A 19432-nucleotide genomic window follows, 5' to 3' on the forward strand; every position below is an offset into this window, starting at 1 on the left:
AGATCAAACGATCTGTCAGGTTAAAGTCAACCATGAGTGTATTCATCACTGTTTCTAACGCAAACTCAATTGGACATGATGTTCTTGACAATCATCCACAAGCGGAATCACAGCCTGCACCTGCCCTGTCTCATCTACACCTCCTTCACTTATTATGACACCATTCATCGTTACACGGATTCCTTGCTTTCGCTCTGTATCGATACGATTAATTGTGATGTGATAAAAGGTTTCACGATAGCGATAGTGGACTTTGTACGTTTTCCAGTGGGCTGGAATGCGAGGCGTAACACGTAGATGATCTACTTCCAGATGCAGACCCAAGAGTGTTTCCACAGCCAGTTGATACATCCAACCAGCCGCGCCAGTGTACCAAGTCCAGCCACCTCGTCCTGCATAGGGTGAAGTGGCATAAATATCCGCACACATGACATAGGGTTCAACCTTGTAGCGATCGATATCCGCTGATTGACTACCACGGTTGATGGGGTTGAGCATAGCAAACATTTCCCATGCTTGCTTTCTCTCACCTATCATGGCAAATGCCATCGTGGCCCAGATCGCCGCATGCGTATATTGCCCTCCATTCTCGCGAACACCGGGCACATAACCCTTGATGTAACCAGGTTCAAGATCTGACTGATCGAAAGGGGGTGTAAGCAGTTGAATCAGCCGCATATCGCGTCGCACCAAATATTGATCCACTGCCTTCATTGCCTGACGGGCTCTCGCGGGATTGCCGCCACCCGAAATGACCGCCCAGCTCTGGCTGATTGAATCAATTCGACATTCGTCGTTGCTGGATGACCCCAACGGTGTACCATCATCGAAATAGGCGCGTCGATACCAACCACCATCCCAGGCATTGGCTTCAATGTTATTACGCAGTAATTCCGCTTGTTCAATACAAACTTTAGCGAAAACCTCATCATTTCGACTCCGAGCCAGCTCTGCAAATAGTTGCAGATTCTCATATAGAAACCATGCCAGCCAGATGCTTTCCCCCCTGCCATTGCGGCCGACAAGATTCATTCCATCATTCCAGTCACCACAACCCATAAGCGGCAGCTGATGTTTGCCAAATTTCAAGCCATGTTTGATTGAGCGAACACAATGCTCATAGAGACTTGCCATCTCAGCTGAACGTTGCGGTTGATCGTAATAAGCTTCCTCCTCCGGATACAGCTCACGACCTTCCAGAAAATGTATGGGTTCTTCAAGCACGCCCGTATCACCCGTTGCCAGCACATAACGACAGGTCGCATATGGCAACCATAAATAATCATCGGAAAAGTGTGTACGTACACCTTGTCCACCCGGTGGATGCCACCAGTGCTGTACATCTCCCTGGATGAATTGTCGTCCAGCACAGCGAATCAGTTGCTCGCGGATAAGCCATGGTGTCGTATGGTTCAGTGCAAGAGTATCTTGTAATTGATCGCGAAAACCGTAAGCACCGCCAGACTGATAATATCCGCTACGTCCCCAAATCCGACAGGACAGTGTCTGGTAAACCAACCAGCCATTAACTAAAACATCTAGCGCCCTATCAGGTGTCTCCACATACACCGCGCCCAAAACATGATTCCAGTGTGCCCACACCGTTTCTAATGCCTCCCTTGCACCAGTTTGTCCGCTGAATCGCTGAATAAAATGCTGCACTTCACTGATGTTGCCAGCTGCGCCGAACACAAACACGATCTCGCTTTCTTGCCCGCTAGCCAGTTCGACCGGTGTTTGTATTGCAGCACAGGGATCAAGACCTGCGCCAACCTTGCCCGATAAATGCTTGCGATGCATGGCCGCCGGATCAGCCAACGACCCATTGCGGCCAATAAATTCCGTACGATTCCCGGTCATCGTGCGCTCGCGCTTGCTAACTTGTACAAAAACAGTTCGATTGGCGCACTCACGACCATAAGTATTATGCGCAAGCAGTGCCCCGCTGTGCGGATCTATCTCAGTCACGATATGCATCGAATTGCTGTGCCGCCATTCTCCAAGTACCAGCTCCCAATACCCCGTCAGCGATAGTCGACGAGGGCGCTTCGAATGATTACGCAGCTTGATTACTAGAAATTTCACCGGTGCATCCATTGCAACATAGGTATACAGTTCCGAAGAAATACCAGCCTCATAATGCTCGAATACGCTATACCCAAATCCATGTCGGCATACATAGCCAGATCGACCACCGGCAGGTAAAGGTGATAATGACCAGAATGCGCCCGTTTCCTCATCCCGCATATAGAGTGCTTCGCCACTGCTATCGCTAAGTGGGTCATTGTGCCATGTGGTCAATCGAAATTCATGTGCATTTTCCACCCAGGTATATGCACTTCCGCTTTCGCTGACGACTGTACCAATATGCGGGCTGGCGATAACATTAACCCATGGCGCTGGCGTATTTTGGCCGGACTCAAGACTGATTACATATTCTCGTCCATCTGGCGTGAAACCACCCAAACCATTATAAAAAATACGTTCACGCACTGGCAACGGCAGAATCGGCTCAGCTAGTGTTTGCAGCAAAGGCTCCAGACGATCTGGCATCCATTCTGGTGTTATACCGCGCTTCCCCTGCTCAAGCAGCGTTGTCGTGGCATCAGTAAACATGACGTGAGCAACAGCCTGAAATAAAACACGCTCTTCTTCAGAAAGCTCTTCTGCCCGCCGCACGAATACGCCGCCCGGCTTGTCGACAAATGGGGCATCAGGACCTGCATTGATCAATCCCATGATCTGATCCTGCAAAACAGCTCGATAACTCGAAAAATCCTCATTCATGATTACCAGATCTGTAGCCAGACCCTTCATGCGCCAGTACACATGAGCCTGCAATATCTGTTTTACCAGATCAAGGCGTTTGAGATCACCGATCCGGAATAAAACGATCGGTAAATCACCTGAAATAGCAAATCGCCAAAGCCCTGATTGTCCAAGTTGGTTACGCATGATGATATTAGGTGCGCTACGACGCAAAGCACTGGCATAAATAACTGAACCGGCCAGGCGACCATAGGTTTGTGCATCCGCTTCGGTTGCAGTAAGATAACGCAGCACCTCCTGACTTTGAAACCACGCCATTTCAAAGGCACGCTCCACGAAATGGCGATCACAATATTTCTCAAGCACAGCCAAGGCTGCTTCACGTGATTCTGCTACACCTGAAATGATTTGTACGGTCGCGGATTCGTCCGCTGACAAACTTACCGTGCGGCGAATCGCGACAATGGGATCGAGTACCGGGCCATCCGTATTTGATAATATTGAGCGGCTGTCAGCATTATCCAGCATCATAGGATTGCCAACTGTCCGGCATCGTCCGATGAATTTAGCACGACTGGTCTCATATGATGGCTCACCGGCAGCTGCATCAGGCACTGCTAGTAAATGAAACATCCAGGGTACCTGCTCTCCTGGCATACGCCGTCGACGCGTGCAGAGGATGGCTTGCTGATCGGATAGAATTTCAGTTTGCACGAATAAATTGCTGAAAGCACGATGCGCCAGGTCAGTATTCAAGGATGCCAATACAACCTCTGCATAACTCGTCACTTCAATACGTCGGGTACGCGAAGAGAGATTAGTAAGGGTAACACGACGAATCTCAACATCATCTTCAGGTGAAACGCTGATCTCGGTATGTGTCTCGATCATATGATCGCGTCGTCGGTATTCGGCACGCGCCTGTACAAAGATTGCTTCGTAATGATCAGCATGGCGCAACGTTGGTTGATGCGCGGCTGACCAGTAATATCCCGTATCGCAGTCACGTAGGTAGATAAAAGTACCCCAGCAGTCCGATGTAGCATCTTCGCGCCAGCGAGTGACGGCCAGATCACGCCAGCGGCTATACCCACCCCCGGCATTATTTGCCATAACATGATACCGACCATTGGATAGTAGATGCACTTCGGGTATCGGGGTATCGGGATCGGTAAATGTCCGCATGATTGCACCGATTTCCGTGACTGGGGGACGTGCAGCAGCACTGACCTCAGCGGCATGTGGGTGTAGTGTTCCCCCTTTCTTGGGTATGCGCTCCTGTAACAGTAATTCCGTTGCTCGCACAAGAGGATCAGACATGAATCGACGCTGCATCGGGCTGTTAAGCAAAACATGTTCAAAAGCAAGCAAACTCATCCCTTGATGGTGTGCCATAAAGGTACGCACAATGGCATGATTTTTTCCTCGAGAGACACGCGACGGCGTGTAATCAATCGACTCATAGAACCCGTATATACCACTACCTCCCTGATTAGCCAATATTTGCAAATTACGGCAGGCTTCCACCGGGGCGACCATTAATGCCAACGCACTGGCATAAGGCGCGATCACCAGATCGTCTCCCAATCCGCGCTTGAAGCCCAGACCGGGCACGCCAAATGCGCGATATTGATAAACCTGATGCATGTCGGTTACGTTATAGCAGGATTCGGAAATACCCCACGGCACAGCACGTTGCCGGCCATATTCGATCTGACGTGATACCGCAGCTTTGCAAGTCTGCTCCAACAGGGTGTTGTCATAGCTTCGCATCATCAGCTGCGGCATAAGATATTCAAACATCGAGCCACTCCACGAAATCAGGCTCACATCCCCCCCATGACTTGTCAATAAACGACCAAGCGTAAACCAGTGTTTTTGCGGCAATTGCCCTTGTGCAATGAGCAAAAAACTGGCTAAGCGTGCTTCAGATGCCAATAAATCATAGCAGGCCGGATCACGGCGGCGTTCACCTACATCATAACCTATCGTCAACAAGCCACGTGATCTATCATAAAGAAATTCAAAATCCATCGCCGCCAGTTTCCCGCAACGATCAATCAGGTTGTCGATAACTCCAAGTCGTTCGACCACATTTTTATAGCAAGATGCTGCTGCTGTATTTGCTCCATCGACTATTAATGCTTCCGCATCCATCACTTGCGTTTCAAATAATTCAGCTAATGTCGGGACATTGCTGAAACATCCGGGTTCAGATATTAAAGAATGAAGGTCATTGCGTAGCGCAAGAGATTGCTGATCGAGTGCCTGTACCCAATAATATAGCTCACCATCAATATCATTATCGGCTGGTAGCCAGGCAGCTAATTCTCCCGTGGCATGATGCATTTTCTCCAATAAAATATCAGCTACTGCGACAGACGGACATTCTTTATTTGATGCCAGCGAACTCAGGTTATCCTGTAAAAACTGGATTCGTTTAGCCAGATCTGGCGCAGGTGATAAAGGTACATGCTCGGCAAGCACCTGCAAAGTATCCTGCAATCCCTGAAACGCATGCACAGATAACACAGGTTGATTCTTTAATTCAGCCAATCCTGCCTGTAGAGTCAGCAGGCTTCCGGCCAAATTGCCGCTGTCCACCGAAGAAATATACTGCGGGCAAAGCGGTTGCAACGTACGTGTGTCATACCAGTTATAGAAATGACCGTGGTAACGCTCCAGCTTTTCCATCGTAATCAAAGTATTCTCAACAAGCTGCAGGCATTCCCCGGCAGAAATATAGCCCAAATCATATGCAGCCAAGTCTGCCAGCAGTGCCATGCCGATATTTGTCGGTGAGGTACGCGAGGCAATAGCCCGCGCGGGATATTCCTGAAAATTATCCGGTGGCAACCAATTATCCTGTGGCCCAACAAAGTCTGCGAAGAAGCGCCATGTCCGTCGAGCCGATGCACGTAAGAATGCCTGTTGGTCAAACGTTAAGTTCGGCAGGGGTGATGACAGTGGCATACTGATCCACCAACCGACAATCGGTGCTACGAACCAGAGTAACAAAATAGGCGCTGTGGAAATAAATAATACGGTTGACTGACTAATTCCTAATGTGAACGCCAATACCACCGCAAGAAAAGGCGCAATCCACATTTCTTTGAAAAAATCAGTTAATGTACGGCATGCATTACGACTTATATAAGACTGCATGTGCCAGATTAACAATCCCCGGCGCGTGAATAGCATTCGTACACCCGAGCGGAAAATGGCATCCAGGCAGATGAGCGTATCGTAAGGCAGAAATACTAATGACAAAAAAGAAAGTGTTGCCGGGCGCCCTGCAGATTTTCTTGTCAAGTTCAAATGCACCAGCCAATCCTGCTCCTCGGGTTTACGAATACACTCAATGAGCGTTCCCAATACAATAGGTAAAAACACGATGCCCGCAACTAATAATGTCCAGAACCATGCCTCCTCTATACTCAGCAGCCATCCTCCTACCAGTAAGGTAAGTAATGAAGGAGAAACGAGGCTGCGGCGGAGATTATCAAAAATTTTCCACATAGATAAAGCCGCCAGTGGATTCGGTTGCCGCTTCGTTTTTAATCCAAATAATTTTCCTACGTTTGGAACCAACCAGCCAGCCAGTTGCCAATCACCGCGGATCCACCGATGTCGCCGGCTAGCATCTACGGTGTAACTATCTGGATGCTCCTCAATCAGATCAACGTCGGTCACCAGTGCCGAACGTGCATAACCGCTTTCCAATAAATCATGACTAAGAATCAGGTTTTCTGGAAAGCGCCCGCAAACGGCTTGACGAAAAGCATCCACATCATAGATACCCTTACCGATGAAGGTGCCTTCTCTAAAAATATCTTGATAAACATCCGATACCTCGCGGGTATAGGGATCGACTCCGGATTCACCCGCAAATAGTTTTGTAAACCATGACTGATTTGCGCTAACCAGGCTAATCGAAACACGCGGTTGCAGGATCGTGTAACCTTCGACAACACGCCCTTTTTCAATATCGTACATGGGTCGATTCAGTGGATGCGCTATATTTCCTATCAACATCCGTGCCGTATCGCGGGGTAACTGTGTATCTGTATCCAGAGTAATAACGTACTGAATCGAATTGAGGATGGATATATCACCGACAATATCCAGGAATTTTGTTTGATCTCCTCCGCGTAGCAAGGCATTGAACTGCTCTAACTTACCACGCTTGCGCTCATACCCCATCCATAACTGTTCATATGGATTCCATACGCGAGGCCGATGAAACAGATAGAAAATACATGGACGATCATCACAGTAGATTTCGTTAAGTGCCTCAACAGCTTCGCGCGCATAAAGGCGCAATGCATCATCATCCGGCAAAATGCACTCAGGTGCATCACGAAAATCTGTCAATAAAGCAAAGAATAGATTAGAGTCACGATTGCCCAAATAACGAATTTTCAGGGCTTCCAGAAGATTGTCAATTTCCTCTGGCTTGCTTAGAAAAGTAGGAATAACTACTATCGTGCGATGGGTCGATGGAACACCTTGAGAGAAATCCAGCCGGGGTAACAGGCGGGGTTGCAAGATCAGCGTGGCCAGTAAATTCATGAGTGATACAGCCAGCGCCGAACTGGCGATTACAGCTGTCACTGCAAGAAACCAGGACTGCCAGTCATCCATCTGGAACGTCTCGGAAGAACGGAACACGAACGCTGTAACCAGTGTGGTAAGCAATAAAATAGGAGCAAGATAAAATAACAGGCGGTGATTGCTACTAGTGCGGCTAACGCGTTCTTTCCAGGATGGATGGCAACCAATTGCTTGTTCCAGTAATGGCCGCCCGCGATCAATCAGATAGTATCCGACATGTGCTGTACGATCACCGGGGCTTAATCGTTCCGCAGCCACGCGTGCGAGCATAATAGCTTCACGCGCCACCCTGTATTCACTATATGTACTGCTTCTGGCTATATCCTCGATGACATGTCTATATTGATCACGAGTGGCAAAATCCTGGTTAACGTGTATTCCTGCCGGATCTTCACGTAATGTCTGCTCAACGATGCTGAGCGATTCCACATAGCGTGTCCAGTCCATTGCGCCAATAAAGCGTAAACTCCCAATACTGTTTGCAATAGAAATCTGATTGGCCGCGGATGTTCGGCTGGCTGCTTCCGACAACTGTACTGCACTCACGCCTTGTTCGAGCAATCTTTGCTCAATCCAGATCTGAATCAATGCCAGGGTGGGCTCGTGAGCCTGGAGTTTCGCGTAAAATTCCTCCACAAATGGGGCAGTAAGTGGAATATCGGTATTAGCAAACTTAGCGAGCAACTGAATAAGCTGTTTCGGCTCATTTTCAGCCGTTATGAGCATACGATCGGCCCATGCAGCCGCCTCGTTGCGCTCCTGACGCCGATGAGCGATGCACAATCCAACGCGACGTAGATTCTCCAGTAGCGCCAGCTGTAGCATGATGGGGAATGCCCATAATTCGCCTAGATTTAATGGTACGAGTGTCTGGTAAGCGGCGATAAACTGTGTTGTGTTATTACTGTCGACACGACCATCCATGTGAGAAATCAATTCTAATGCCAGATCGTAGACACGGGGGTAGCCAATTGATTGACTATTCGCCAGTTGAGGTAATTGTTGACTGTACCCGCGCGGTAAATGCCGACGCGCCAAGTTGATTTCCTGCTCAATCAGGTAGAAATTATCGAGTAGCCAGGCTTCTGCCGGCACGATTCGCTGGCCTTGTGTGGCAGCAGCCATCACGATATCGTACGCCGCCAATAAAACCCGCTCATTATTCGCCAACCGGGGCAATAATTTATCTGGTTTTGGATGAAAATTGATACGATGCTGCCCGGCCAGTATAATGGCATGGCGTTTTAGCTGTTCAATACTCAGCAGCTCCGAACGTAACAGATCGGCTTCGCAATCGTTACTCAGTTCATTCTTCCGTTTATATGCCGAAAATATATCTTTAATCGTGATGATATTCTCCTCGTCGGAACTAAGATCAATCAGCACAGCATCGGTCTTTTGTCTTTTGATCTGCCTTCTCCTTAATACCCTTACCATGCAATAGACTATATTGTCAACTATTAATCACTGAGTTTAATCAATCAATCGCATCAATCTGATCCATAGATCCGTTACTCGATTATCAGACTATCGTATTCAGCTAGAGGATTATTCATAAAATCCTGTATGATTAATCATCCATATGCTGATGATGCCTTGTTTTCAGTAAAAAAATCATCATTCGGATCAAAAAAAGGATGCATATTGAATTACGCATCCGCATATCTGGTTTTTATGCACGCTGTAAAAATTATTTTGAAACACTTCAAAGCAAAGCGCTGGAATGAATCTACCAAAAGTAAGGGGATTTCCAAATGAAAGTGATAAAGAAAGCAGTTTTTCCGGTCGCAGGATTGGGAACGCGATTTTTACCGGCAACCAAAGCCAGTCCAAAAGAGATGCTTCCCATAGTAGATAAGCCCTTGATCCAGTATGCAGCTGAAGAAGCAGTTGCGGCGGGGATGGATGTACTCATTTTTATAACAGGCCGCCATAAGCGCTCAATTCCGGATCACTTTGATAAGGCCTATGAATTAGAGAAAGAGCTGGAAGCTCACGGAAATCAGGACGGGCTAGATATTGTGCACAACATCTTGCCACCCCATGTGAGTTGCATCTACATCAGACAAGTTGAAACATTAGGGCTAGGCCATGCGGTTTTATGTGCCCGGCCAGTCGTTGGAGATGAACCTTTTGCAGTTTTCCTGGCTGATGATTTAATAAAATCTCGTGATCATTCTTGTTTAGCTCAGATGGTCAAAATATATAATCAATATTACAGTTCTGTACTCGGGGTCGAACGCGTTCCTTACGAGAGCGTTGATAAGTATGGCATTGTTGCAAGTATGCCGGTTACTGAACGATTATCAAGAATCAGCACCATTGTTGAAAAGCCGGCCGTTGGCACTGCGCCTTCTAATTTGGCCGTAGTAGGTCGTTATATCTTGACTCCCAGAATCTTTGGATTACTTGAAAAAACAGGACAAGGAGCCGGCGGTGAGATTCAATTAACCGATGCGATCGCAAAATTGCTAGAGGAAGAACCCGTATTTGCTTACGAGTTTGATGGTAAACGATTCGATTGCGGCAGCAAGCTCGGATATTTAAAGGCAACGGTAGAATATGCCTTAGTGCATCCGGAACTGAAACAGGCGTTTGCACAATATTTGGATGATATTACGAAGCAGTTCTAAGCGAAACTTTTGCTAAAACCCTCGCCAAAAATTTTCTACTATTGATTATAAAGAAGACCGCTGCATAACTGTGTTTTCGAGCTTTTCTGATTACTTTCAGCATCGATAAATCAAACACTTAAAAATCTTGCCCAGCCCGAGATAACCAGTTATGCAGCGGTCTTTAAAGGATTAATTTTTCAATTATTGGGGTTTTGCAAAGGCCTCTCATGGTGTTGCCATTTTTCGTAATCGTTATCGAGTAATCGTGTTCGTAGCAGCTCGACAAGATGAGCGCGCAACCTCTAGCCTGGTCTATTTCCTTGAGCCTGACCGTTGCTGCTGGAAATGGTCATAGATTTTGGAAAATAAAAACCAAAACAAGTTGAACAAAAGGTATGCGTCGTATTTTTTGGACACTGTTTTACCCATTCAGGAACCCAATCCCAGCACTCAACTTCCTGTATACTTTTTACTCTGCGACAGTAAGCACATTGATTAATCATGCCATTCTTATCTGTATAAAGCGATCTATCGGCCGCTCTCACGGGTCTATCTTCGAGGGTATGATATCGTTCGATTACGAGAGAATTGATAATCAGGAGTCCTTCTCGATTTCCTAACGGATGGACAATCTGATGATAACGTCGATAAAAAATATCACTTGAGCATTCAAACTCATAGTCCCAAGCCCTATGGGAGTTTAAGCAGTCATTCAATTTACTTTTATAAAACAGTTTCATCTCACCCGGCATACAGTCCAGAATTGATCTTCCCAAATCCCATTCAGCAGATATCATAGGCTCCCCCCCATTCTCCTGAGAGAATCGATACCAACCCGGATTGAGATAGGCCAGAATAAAATTTTTCCATACACCGTAAATGGGTCCAGAGTGTGCTTCTAGATCATCTAAGTTATAGTTCTCAAGCAATCTCCTGAATTCCGGGTCTATTCTTGCCATATGATTCAAATCCTCAGAATTAATGAGACTTTTGCAAAAGCCTTTGCCAGAAGTTTTCGACTATTGGGATTTTGCAAAGATCTCTTAATATAAGAATGCTGAGACTTTTGCAAAAGTCCTCGCCAGAAGTTTTTACTATTGATTATAAAGGGTTAATTTTTCATCTGCTGGGGCTTTGCAAAGGTCTCATGCTGTTAAACTTTCAGAATAATTTATGTGAAAATCAATGACTTAATAATTGGCAATGATATTAGGTCACAAATCAGGATAAGTAAATAAGCAAATCCCCTATTATAGTCACAATAAAATAGAGGCTTCAAACGGCATCGACTAATAAAAAGACCGCTGCATAACTGGTTATCTCGGGCTGGACAAGATTTTTAAGTGCGCGGATTCAATTTATCAATGCTGCAAGTAATCAGAAATTCAATCTGATTCAAGAAACCACCTTTGCGTGTTCGCTGACCAACATTGAAACCTGGGAAACTTACGATTCCCGCTACTGATAATTGAATTTAATGATTAGAGACTTTTGCAAAAGCCCTCGCCAGAGGTTTTCAATTATTGGGGTTTTGCAAAGGTCTCACGCTATTCTGTTTCGGCATATATGATTGAATAATCCAAGATCAATCCTCCCTTTATATTTAAATCAGAATATAAATAAACACGCTTTCTAAAATCTCTGGCTTGTTTTGGTGGGATATTGATATATATGTATTCGTTTTCTTCTGAAGCAATGATGCAATCACTTTTATTGTCTATTATGCAGTCTCTAAAGGTCAATTTTAGTTGCACGCCCGTTAGCGTATATTTATTTGAGTGATTGATGATGCGACCAACCATGTCATAACCATCGATCGATGATTTTAATGATACATCCTCAAGAAACAGATCCGATGGCAGAATTCTTTCCTTGGATTGCATCTTTTCATATTCTTGATACTGCCAAAATAGAAAAGCACTTGCCATACCGACCAAAATAACCATTCCAGTAAATTTTCTGAATCTCGCGGATACTGCCAGCAGTATCAAGAAGATCATTCCTGCAAGCCATTTCATGAATTACTCCTTATGGATTCCCACATTGAAAAAGACTACTTGGCATCAATCAACCCGAATAGCGCATACTTACCTATGCCATTTAGGCATAATTCCACTCATTAATGATTCGCGGATTTAATTTGATGTGATTATGGCCGTTTAGTAAAGAAGTCATCAACAGGCACACCGGGGGCGATAATCATCGAATCTCAAATGAAATAGCTTAGTCGCCGGAGTAGCTTCAACAGTGCTTTCTATTCTAGAAGTCATGTTGGTTAATTAATAAGAAAATGACTATTAGCCTAATAATCATACCGCTCACAACAGTAATGTTCGTTGGCTGCGACTAAGACAAAAAACAAAACAATTTTAAATCAGGATATTACAAATTTGTACGCATGCGGGCCAAGCGGTTGAATGCCAGGTAATATTTGGCAAAATCACCTGCTATGTGTGAATGCTTCGCCTGTGCATTTTCACCCATATACAGTCAGCAAGTGCAGACATGATTGATCGAGAAACCCACCAAATCAGCACAGGTATCATTTAACAGTACCCGGCCATTTTCGCAATGCAGCAGCTACAATACTGGATTCAGCAAGGTTTTGTCGACCATAACCTAGATGACGCTCCATTTATCACTGGCCGTGGCGCCCTTTTCTGGAAGCCACTTCAATATTAGTGGCCCGTATTGTAGAACGTTGCTATTTTGCTGAAATGCTCTTTATCAATCCTCAAGCAATTTATTTCACGCAGAAGAGCTTGTAATTAACAGATAATCATGGCTCAATTAATGTTTGATTAACAGCGCAAGGACAGCCTCATGCAAGCAATCGTAGAATTACAAGTGATTCCCCTCGGCAGCGGTGTTTCTGTCAGAAAAGAGATTGCCCGTGTCATTGAGCTGCTGCGGAATCATCAGATTCTGGTGAAAACACATGCTACAGGCACCAATATTCAAGGGGAATTAAAGGTGATACTCACTGTAATTGAAAAAATACATGAAACACTGCACAAAGAAGGCAGCGTGCGTTTGATTAGTTACATAAAACTGGAAACACGTATTGATAAGACACCCACTCTAGCTGATAAACAGTTATAGATTCACTGCGATTGCGATTTATTTGAAGGTTTCTTTCAGGAGAATCTAAACGTAATCAGTTCTATTTTTTTATACAGTCGCTCAATCTTAATTTCAGCTAACCATTATTTTTTGAACGCTCTTATCCGGATCTGAGATGCAAACCTTGACCGTATTCACCTATGAGACAGCTTGTATATGTGCATCTTTCAGGCATACGCACTTGCCAGTTACTGACCGATACGGTTTAATAAGTCTTTATAGTCATAAATAAGCTATAACCGACCTCAGAAAGACCATGTTTACTCATTTATCATGCCCCCTGCTCGATATCTACCCGGTAAAATAATGCGATTTTCACTATTCAGCTTTAATTTAGAATCAAATGGCTATACACTATAATACGATACGCAACACCACCCGTTTGACAGTGCAAGTTATCCGCCTTGCCCGTTTATTCTTACATATCGTTTCCGGACTGATCCAGTCCGTAGTTTATCCACACTTTTCACAATCCACGCAGAGGCGTCTGATGCAGAACTGGGCTGCTGGATTACTGGCTATCCTTAACATCAAATTACATTGCAAAGGTAAGCCACCCACTGTTAGAGAACAGCAGGTTATATTTGCCGCTAATCATGTTTCCTGGCTGGATATTTGTGTATTAATGGCGGCCTGTCCCACCCGTTTCGTGGCCAAGGCTGAGATTCGTAACTGGCCTGTGTTTGGTTTTCTAAGCCGAAAGGTAGGAACATTATTTATTGAACGGGCAAAACGCAGTGATACGCTACGCATGAACCGGCACATTAATGATGTACTCATGACAGGAGAACGCGTGGCAATCTTTCCTGAAGGCACAACCAGTGATGGCACAGTATTACGGCATTTTCACGCGTCATTATTCCAATCCGCGGTAGCCGATGATGTTCTGCTCTATCCCATTGCCATCTGTTATCGGAATGTAACAGGTGAAATCAGCCAAGAAGCGGCATATATTAACCCTTCCTTATTTTCTTCACTACGACAAATACTGGGCCAAACCAGAATCGATACTGAATTGGTTTTTATTGATCCCATCGTCAGTAGTGGAAAAAATCGACGCGAATTAGCCCGTCTTACCGAACAGGCCATTGCTAACGCATTATCACTGCCGGTTTCTCACAAGGAACCTGGAAAATTTTCCGGTCTTCCAGCCGAATAGCCGTCAAACTACCCCCCCACAAACAGCCCGTATCCAGCGCAATCAGATTATCCTTAACTTTTAGACCCAATGCTGACCAGTGACCACATATAATAGTCGCCTTCTTACTGACGCGATTCGGAATTTCGAACCAAGGCAGGTAGCCAGTTGGAATCGCTTTTTCAGTCCCTTTATAAGAAAAATCCATCTTTCCTTCAGCTGTACAAACGCGCATCCGGGTCATCGCATTAACAATGACTCGCAGACGGACAAAGCCATCCCAGTCATCATCCCAATAATCGGGTTGATTGCCATAAAGCTGCAAGAGCGCTTCCTGGAAATTTTCTTTACGCAAAGTCGTTTCAACTTCTTGCGCCAATCGTGCAGCCTGAGCCACGCTCCAGGTTGGCAATAGTCCAGCATGGACCATCACATGGTCATCAGCGATATGCAATAATTTTTGGTGACGAAGCCAATTAAGTAATATGGTTCGATCCGGCGCAGCCAGAATGGGCTGCAAAGTATCACCAGGAGATAATTTAGCCAGACCTGAAGCAACCATGAGTAAATGTATGTCGTGATTACCCAACACCATCACGGCGGCATCTTCTAATTCTTTAACGAAACGCAATACAGATAAGGAATCTGGACCTCGGTTAACAATATCTCCCACCAACCATAATTTATCTCGCTTCGTATCGAAACCAATCAGATCAAGAAGCTGCCGCAGCGCCTTATAACAACCCTGTAAATCACCGATTGCGTAAATAGCCATATTGCATCAAAGCACTTAGAATGCTGCCCTTCTCATTTAACTTGTCAGAATCGACCTGTTAGCTGTCATCGCCACTACTAACGTAAACCCAATACATCCTGCATATCAAATAGGCCATCCTGTTTATCTGCCAAGAAACGAGCTGCACGCAATGCACCCAGAGCAAATGTCATTCGACTACTTGCTTTATGCGATATTTCAATGCGTTCACCTGTCCCAGCAAACATCGCGGTATGATCACCTACTATATCCCCGCCTCGTACAGTGGCAAAACCGATGGTGTCGGACTGCCGTTCTCCTGTAACACCTTCGCGCCCATAAACGGCAACTTTTTTTAGATCTCTGTCTAGCGCTTGTGCAATGACCTCACCCATTCGCAGTGCTGTGCCAGAGGGCGCGTCCACCTTATGACGATGGTGTGCCTCAATAATCTCAATATCGTATCCCTCATTCAACACACTTGCAGCAAGTTCCAGCAGTTTAAATGTAACGTTGACACCCACGCTCATATTGGGTGCAAAAACTATGGCAATTTCTTGCGATGCCGCTTTGAGCGCTGCTTTCTCCTCTGATGTAAAACCTGTTGTGCCAATCACCATTTTTACACCTGCCGCGCGGCAGGCAGCAAGATGTGCTAACGTTCCTTCGGGGCGAGTAAAATCAATCAATACATCACACCCGACAAGAGCAGAGGTAAAATCACACACAACATGAGTACCGCAGGTTTTGCCAATTAATTCTCCTGCGTCCTTATTCAAACAGGAACTGTCTGTTCGTTCCAGTGCGACAGATAGCCGCATATCAGAGGCTTGCGTGACGGCCTCTAGCAGCGCACGCCCCATGCGTCCCGCGCTTCCAGCAATAGCAATTTTTTGAGTTACCATTTGATCCCTACAGAAATTGATCGAATATTGAAAAAGAAAAAAACCATCATTTAAAATGAGACAGAATATAACACCACAAAATGAAACTAATTACGGTATCTTGTCCATACATCTGATTGGCATTTTAATTATCACCCCCTTCAGGCCGGGCGGCTTCTTGTCTAGGATCAGATTTTATGGATTCGGCTTCAGTAGAAATGGTCGAAGGTAATAAGTGGTTCTCAATATGTGTTAACTTTTCTTCCTCGAAGAATATCGTGAGTCGCTGTTGTTCAATAAGCTCTCCCTTTTCTTGGCGAAGATATACGTAATCCCAACGATTATCACGAAAAGTATCGACAATCAGCGGCGAGCCGAGGACAAAGCGGACTTGCGACTTGGTCATACCCGGCTTGAGTTTCTTCACCATGTCATGAGTCACTACATTTCCCTGTTGCACGTCAATTCTGTACAGCAAAGGAGGAATAACTGAACAGCTTCCAAGTTGTAGCAGGACAAGCAGCGTGATTATATATACAACCATTTTATTGATATTAAGTGTTTCCAAAATAGATCCAACACTATATATGATACAGTAAACAATTTTACCGGACAGACACAATCATGACTAACCCAGATAATCTGAAAAGTATAGATCTTAAAGCGATCGGTCTCAAAACTACCCTACCGCGACTTAAAATACTTAATTTATTTGAAAATAGCTCGGTACGACACTTGTCAGCTGAGGATGTTTACAAAGAATTAATTAATGAGGGCGAAGATATTGGTTTAGCTACAGTCTATCGGGTACTCACACAATTTGAACAGGCAGGTTTATTAGAGCGTCATCATTTTGAAAGCGGTAAAGCCGTATTTGAGCTAAATAATGATGGACACCACGATCATCTAGTATGTCTGCAATGTGGGCGCGTAGAAGAATTTTATGATGTGGAGATTGAAAAGCGTCAGCTTAAGATCGCTAAAGACCGTGGCTTTAAACTTCAGGAACATTCTTTATCTCTTTATGCAGATTGTATTAAATCACCTTGCCCATACAGGAAAAGAAAATAGCAGAACAACAGGATATTACTGATATTTACCTGTCAAAATCACAACAATAACGTATTCAACAGCTTATTTGTTAGAATAAGTTAGTCTAATTTGATTCGACTATGGGCTAAATCGTAAAGTAAACGGCGTACCGTTTTGCTTAATAGTATATAAAGATAGCATCCGTATATCCACGTTTGTTTAATTAAGATTTTTATGAGTATTTTTAATCTGGTTATGATCATCATTCCCCAATAAGCCCACTTCTTATTATACTTTCCGCGCTACAATAAGCAGTCAGAGTAATATTCAATTATTCCGGTACCGTCTAAATCAGTTGGAAATATACCTGAAACGGAAATATGGGCATCGACAACCTGCCAAGCTGGGCGTATGCATTTGAATATTCATCATTGTATTGATTCTGAAACGACATTTAAAGAATATGTTAAATTTCTATTTTTATCTTTGCTGTTTTAGATTCCATATTAAAATCAATCAACCGATGCCTCGAAACGGAATACCGGGTTACAGCCTACTCTTAGGTATTACCCTGTTTTTTGGCGCAACCTTCTCCAACCCGATTCAAGCAAATAACACACCGTTCATTGATTGCGTTTCCAAACTGCAGGCGAAAGCACGAACGCAGAGCATTTCAGCTGCAACAGTTAACCAGATATTGGGCAAAGTCAAACATGTACAGCAGGTTATCAAGTTAGATCGACGCCAGCCCGAATTTACTCAAACATTTGCCGATTATTTCAATTCCAGAATCAGTGAAGAACGTATCAGACGTGGCGAGGTACTGCTGGAAAAACATCGACAGTTACTAGAGCAAATACAACAAAGAACGGGCGTACCAGCACAATATTTAATCGCATTCTGGGGATTGGAAACAAACTATGGCAGCTATTCTGGAAATATGCCCGTGCTGGATTCATTAGCCACTCTCGCCTGTGATCAACGGCGTAGTATCTTTTTCACAGACCAGTTAATCGATGCGCTACGTATCATTGATGCAGGGGATATTTCAGCAGAACGCATGTTGGGTTCCTGGGCCGGCGCAATGGGTCACATGCAATTCATGCCATCAACCTATCTACGCTACGCCCGTGATGGCGATAGCGATGGCCGTCGTGATTTATGGGGCAGCATCCCGGATGCACTCACATCAGCAGGATTCTTTTTACAACAGCTTGGTTGGATACCCGGATTAAGCTGGGGTCAAGAAGTAAAACTGCCCCCTTCTTTTGATTATACACTGGCTGGAAGAGATCAGATTCTCAGCCTGGCTGAGTGGACAGCAAACGGTGTAACAACGACATCTGGGACAAGATTGTTGCCACAGGATCAAGAAGCATCATTATTAGTCCCTGCCAGTCATCAAGGCCCTGCCTTTCTTGTTTATAAAAACTTCAATGTGATTATGGGCTGGAATCGCTCCGAACTATACGCATTAACCGTCGGACATCTGGCCGACCGAATTACTGGCGGGCAGGGATTGCATCGTGCTCCACCCATCAATGATTTAAGGCTGACTCGCGAACAAGTACGCCAGCTTCAGCAGGACCTAGCCAAACTGGGTATTGATGTCGGTGAAGCCGACGGTGTCTTGGGCCCCGTTACCCGGAATGCACTAAGCCACTTCCAGCATTATACTCAACGTATTGCAGATGGTCATATTGATGCTGAGTTATTGGCGGCTATTCGAGAAGCGGCAATAAATCAACTTCGTATTCATTCCGGCATTGATTAGGTTATGTGAGCAAAGGATTTCAGCCATATACGAATTCTCAAATCTCAAGATCGCGCCAGCGCAAGTGATGCGTCATCAATACTTAGCCAGCTTGTAATCGTGCCTGCACGAAAACAGTTGACCTGCTCAAACATCGTACTACAAGAGAAACACTGCGGCACCTGCGCTATCCATCTCCGCTTTTCAAGCAAGCACTTTTAGCGCATTCCGATAAAAAATAATGAAGAAAATACTCAAGTATTATCCTCATATGCCGACATATCAATAGAGACCTTTACAAAAATCCTCGCAAGAATTTCTAGATTATTGATTATTGATTATTGATTATTGATTATCAAAAATTAAATTTTCAATTATTGGGGGTTTTGTAGAGATCTCTTATTATTTTTAACAATAAATTGGAAAAGCCCATATGACCTTAAAAAATACAATTAAAGAATTTAGAAGTTACTTAGGTGAGAATGAGTCTCATCTTGATAGATATCACAAAAATACAGCAGAAAAAATTAAATTACACTGGGGTTATGAAGAGTTTTACGAATATATGGAAAAGCTGGTTATTGTTGAAAAGGGTCGTAATAGAAATGGTTTTTCCTACCCTGTTATATTAGAAATCAATAAATTACAGGAGATACACGAGCATCTATTTCCAGGATTAAAACATCATCTATCGATTTAATGCACAACGTATATTAATATGAAAATCAAGCTAAGAAATTGGACAATGTA

The 19432-nt window shown here is 44.6% G+C and carries 12 protein-coding genes; 6 read left to right on the plus strand and 6 right to left on the minus strand.

The features are described 5' to 3' along the window. Nucleotides 1-54 precede the first annotated feature (54 nt). Nucleotides 55-8769 (minus strand): glycoside hydrolase family 94 protein, encoded by an 8715-nt coding sequence (locus BUQ89_RS09815; RefSeq protein WP_245812977.1) that lies wholly within the window; start codon nucleotides 8767-8769, stop codon nucleotides 55-57. Nucleotides 8770-9137: 368 nt separating this feature from the next. On the opposite strand from BUQ89_RS09815, the gene galU reads away from it, so the two are divergent. After that, a complete protein-coding gene (galU, locus tag BUQ89_RS09825; RefSeq protein WP_028461812.1) occupies nucleotides 9138-10016 on the plus strand; it encodes a UTP--glucose-1-phosphate uridylyltransferase GalU in 879 nt (292 codons plus the stop codon). A 284-nt stretch (nucleotides 10017-10300) separates the two neighbouring features. On the opposite strand, the gene BUQ89_RS09830 is transcribed toward galU, so the two are convergent. Together BUQ89_RS09830 and BUQ89_RS09835 are read right to left on the minus strand one after the other, a co-directional pair. Continuing rightward, a complete protein-coding gene (locus BUQ89_RS09830; protein WP_028461811.1) occupies nucleotides 10301-10957 on the minus strand; it encodes a hypothetical protein in 657 nt (218 codons plus the stop codon). Between the two features lie 588 nt (nucleotides 10958-11545). Further along, nucleotides 11546-12016 carry a hypothetical protein gene (locus BUQ89_RS09835; RefSeq protein ID WP_028461810.1) on the minus strand — a complete coding sequence of 157 codons (471 nt, stop codon included), beginning with the start codon at nucleotides 12014-12016 and terminating at the stop codon, nucleotides 11546-11548. Nucleotides 12017-12821: 805 nt separating this feature from the next. On the opposite strand from BUQ89_RS09835, the gene BUQ89_RS09840 reads away from it, so the two are divergent. Both BUQ89_RS09840 and BUQ89_RS09845 read left to right on the plus strand, forming a co-directional pair. Further along, nucleotides 12822-13100 (plus strand): MTH1187 family thiamine-binding protein, encoded by a 279-nt coding sequence (locus BUQ89_RS09840; RefSeq protein ID WP_028461809.1) that lies wholly within the window; start codon nucleotides 12822-12824, stop codon nucleotides 13098-13100. Nucleotides 13101-13464: 364 nt separating this feature from the next. Then, nucleotides 13465-14280: a lysophospholipid acyltransferase family protein gene (locus tag BUQ89_RS09845; RefSeq protein ID WP_036573300.1), complete on the plus strand. Its 816-nt coding sequence runs from the start codon at nucleotides 13465-13467 to the stop codon at nucleotides 14278-14280. Here the strand turns inward: BUQ89_RS09845 and BUQ89_RS09850 are convergent. The 3 genes from BUQ89_RS09850 to BUQ89_RS09860 all read right to left on the minus strand — a co-directional run bounded on the left by BUQ89_RS09850 (nucleotide 14213) and on the right by BUQ89_RS09860 (nucleotide 16441). Then, a complete protein-coding gene (locus BUQ89_RS09850; protein WP_028461807.1) occupies nucleotides 14213-15034 on the minus strand; it encodes a symmetrical bis(5'-nucleosyl)-tetraphosphatase in 822 nt (273 codons plus the stop codon). The two genes, BUQ89_RS09845 and BUQ89_RS09850, sit on opposite strands and share 68 nt — an antisense overlap. Before the next feature lie 77 nt (nucleotides 15035-15111). After that, a complete protein-coding gene (dapB, locus tag BUQ89_RS09855) occupies nucleotides 15112-15918 on the minus strand; it encodes a 4-hydroxy-tetrahydrodipicolinate reductase (protein ID WP_028461806.1) in 807 nt (268 codons plus the stop codon). Between the two features lie 124 nt (nucleotides 15919-16042). After that, complete coding sequence (locus BUQ89_RS09860) at nucleotides 16043-16441, minus strand: outer membrane protein assembly factor BamE (protein ID WP_036573290.1); 399 nt, start codon at nucleotides 16439-16441, stop codon at nucleotides 16043-16045. Between the two features lie 80 nt (nucleotides 16442-16521). Between BUQ89_RS09860 and fur the strand changes: the two genes are divergently transcribed. The 3 genes from fur (at nucleotide 16522) to BUQ89_RS09875 (ending at nucleotide 19382) form a co-directional block, all read left to right on the plus strand. Continuing rightward, nucleotides 16522-16968, plus strand: coding sequence for a ferric iron uptake transcriptional regulator (gene fur, locus BUQ89_RS09865; protein WP_028461805.1), 447 nt, complete (start codon nucleotides 16522-16524; stop codon nucleotides 16966-16968). Between the two features lie 484 nt (nucleotides 16969-17452). Next, nucleotides 17453-18703, plus strand: coding sequence for a lytic murein transglycosylase (locus BUQ89_RS09870; RefSeq protein WP_051537621.1), 1251 nt, complete (start codon nucleotides 17453-17455; stop codon nucleotides 18701-18703). Nucleotides 18704-19115: 412 nt separating this feature from the next. Further along, nucleotides 19116-19382 (plus strand): hypothetical protein, encoded by a 267-nt coding sequence (locus BUQ89_RS09875; RefSeq protein WP_028461804.1) that lies wholly within the window; start codon nucleotides 19116-19118, stop codon nucleotides 19380-19382. Nucleotides 19383-19432: the final 50 nt, after the last annotated feature.

The sequence above is a fragment of the Nitrosomonas cryotolerans ATCC 49181 genome, assembly GCF_900143275.1.
GTDB classification, from domain to species: domain Bacteria; phylum Pseudomonadota; class Gammaproteobacteria; order Burkholderiales; family Nitrosomonadaceae; genus Nitrosomonas; species Nitrosomonas cryotolerans.

What these genes read in the sequence shown, in the direction of transcription:
- dapB (WP_028461806.1), bottom strand. Translation starts at nt 15,918, where the DNA reads ATGGTAACTCAAAAAATTGCTATTGCTGGAAGCGCGGGACGCATGGGG.
- BUQ89_RS09870 (WP_051537621.1), top strand. Translation starts at nt 17,453, where the DNA reads ATGCCTCGAAACGGAATACCGGGTTACAGCCTACTCTTAGGTATTACC.
- BUQ89_RS09875 (WP_028461804.1), top strand. Translation starts at nt 19,116, where the DNA reads ATGACCTTAAAAAATACAATTAAAGAATTTAGAAGTTACTTAGGTGAG.
- BUQ89_RS09840 (WP_028461809.1), top strand. Translation starts at nt 12,822, where the DNA reads ATGCAAGCAATCGTAGAATTACAAGTGATTCCCCTCGGCAGCGGTGTT.
- BUQ89_RS09845 (WP_036573300.1), top strand. Translation starts at nt 13,465, where the DNA reads ATGGCTATACACTATAATACGATACGCAACACCACCCGTTTGACAGTG.
- BUQ89_RS09830 (WP_028461811.1), bottom strand. Translation starts at nt 10,957, where the DNA reads ATGGCAAGAATAGACCCGGAATTCAGGAGATTGCTTGAGAACTATAAC.
- BUQ89_RS09835 (WP_028461810.1), bottom strand. Translation starts at nt 12,016, where the DNA reads ATGAAATGGCTTGCAGGAATGATCTTCTTGATACTGCTGGCAGTATCC.
- BUQ89_RS09860 (WP_036573290.1), bottom strand. Translation starts at nt 16,441, where the DNA reads ATGGTTGTATATATAATCACGCTGCTTGTCCTGCTACAACTTGGAAGC.
- galU (WP_028461812.1), top strand. Translation starts at nt 9,138, where the DNA reads ATGAAAGTGATAAAGAAAGCAGTTTTTCCGGTCGCAGGATTGGGAACG.
- BUQ89_RS09850 (WP_028461807.1), bottom strand. Translation starts at nt 15,034, where the DNA reads ATGGCTATTTACGCAATCGGTGATTTACAGGGTTGTTATAAGGCGCTG.
- fur (WP_028461805.1), top strand. Translation starts at nt 16,522, where the DNA reads ATGACTAACCCAGATAATCTGAAAAGTATAGATCTTAAAGCGATCGGT.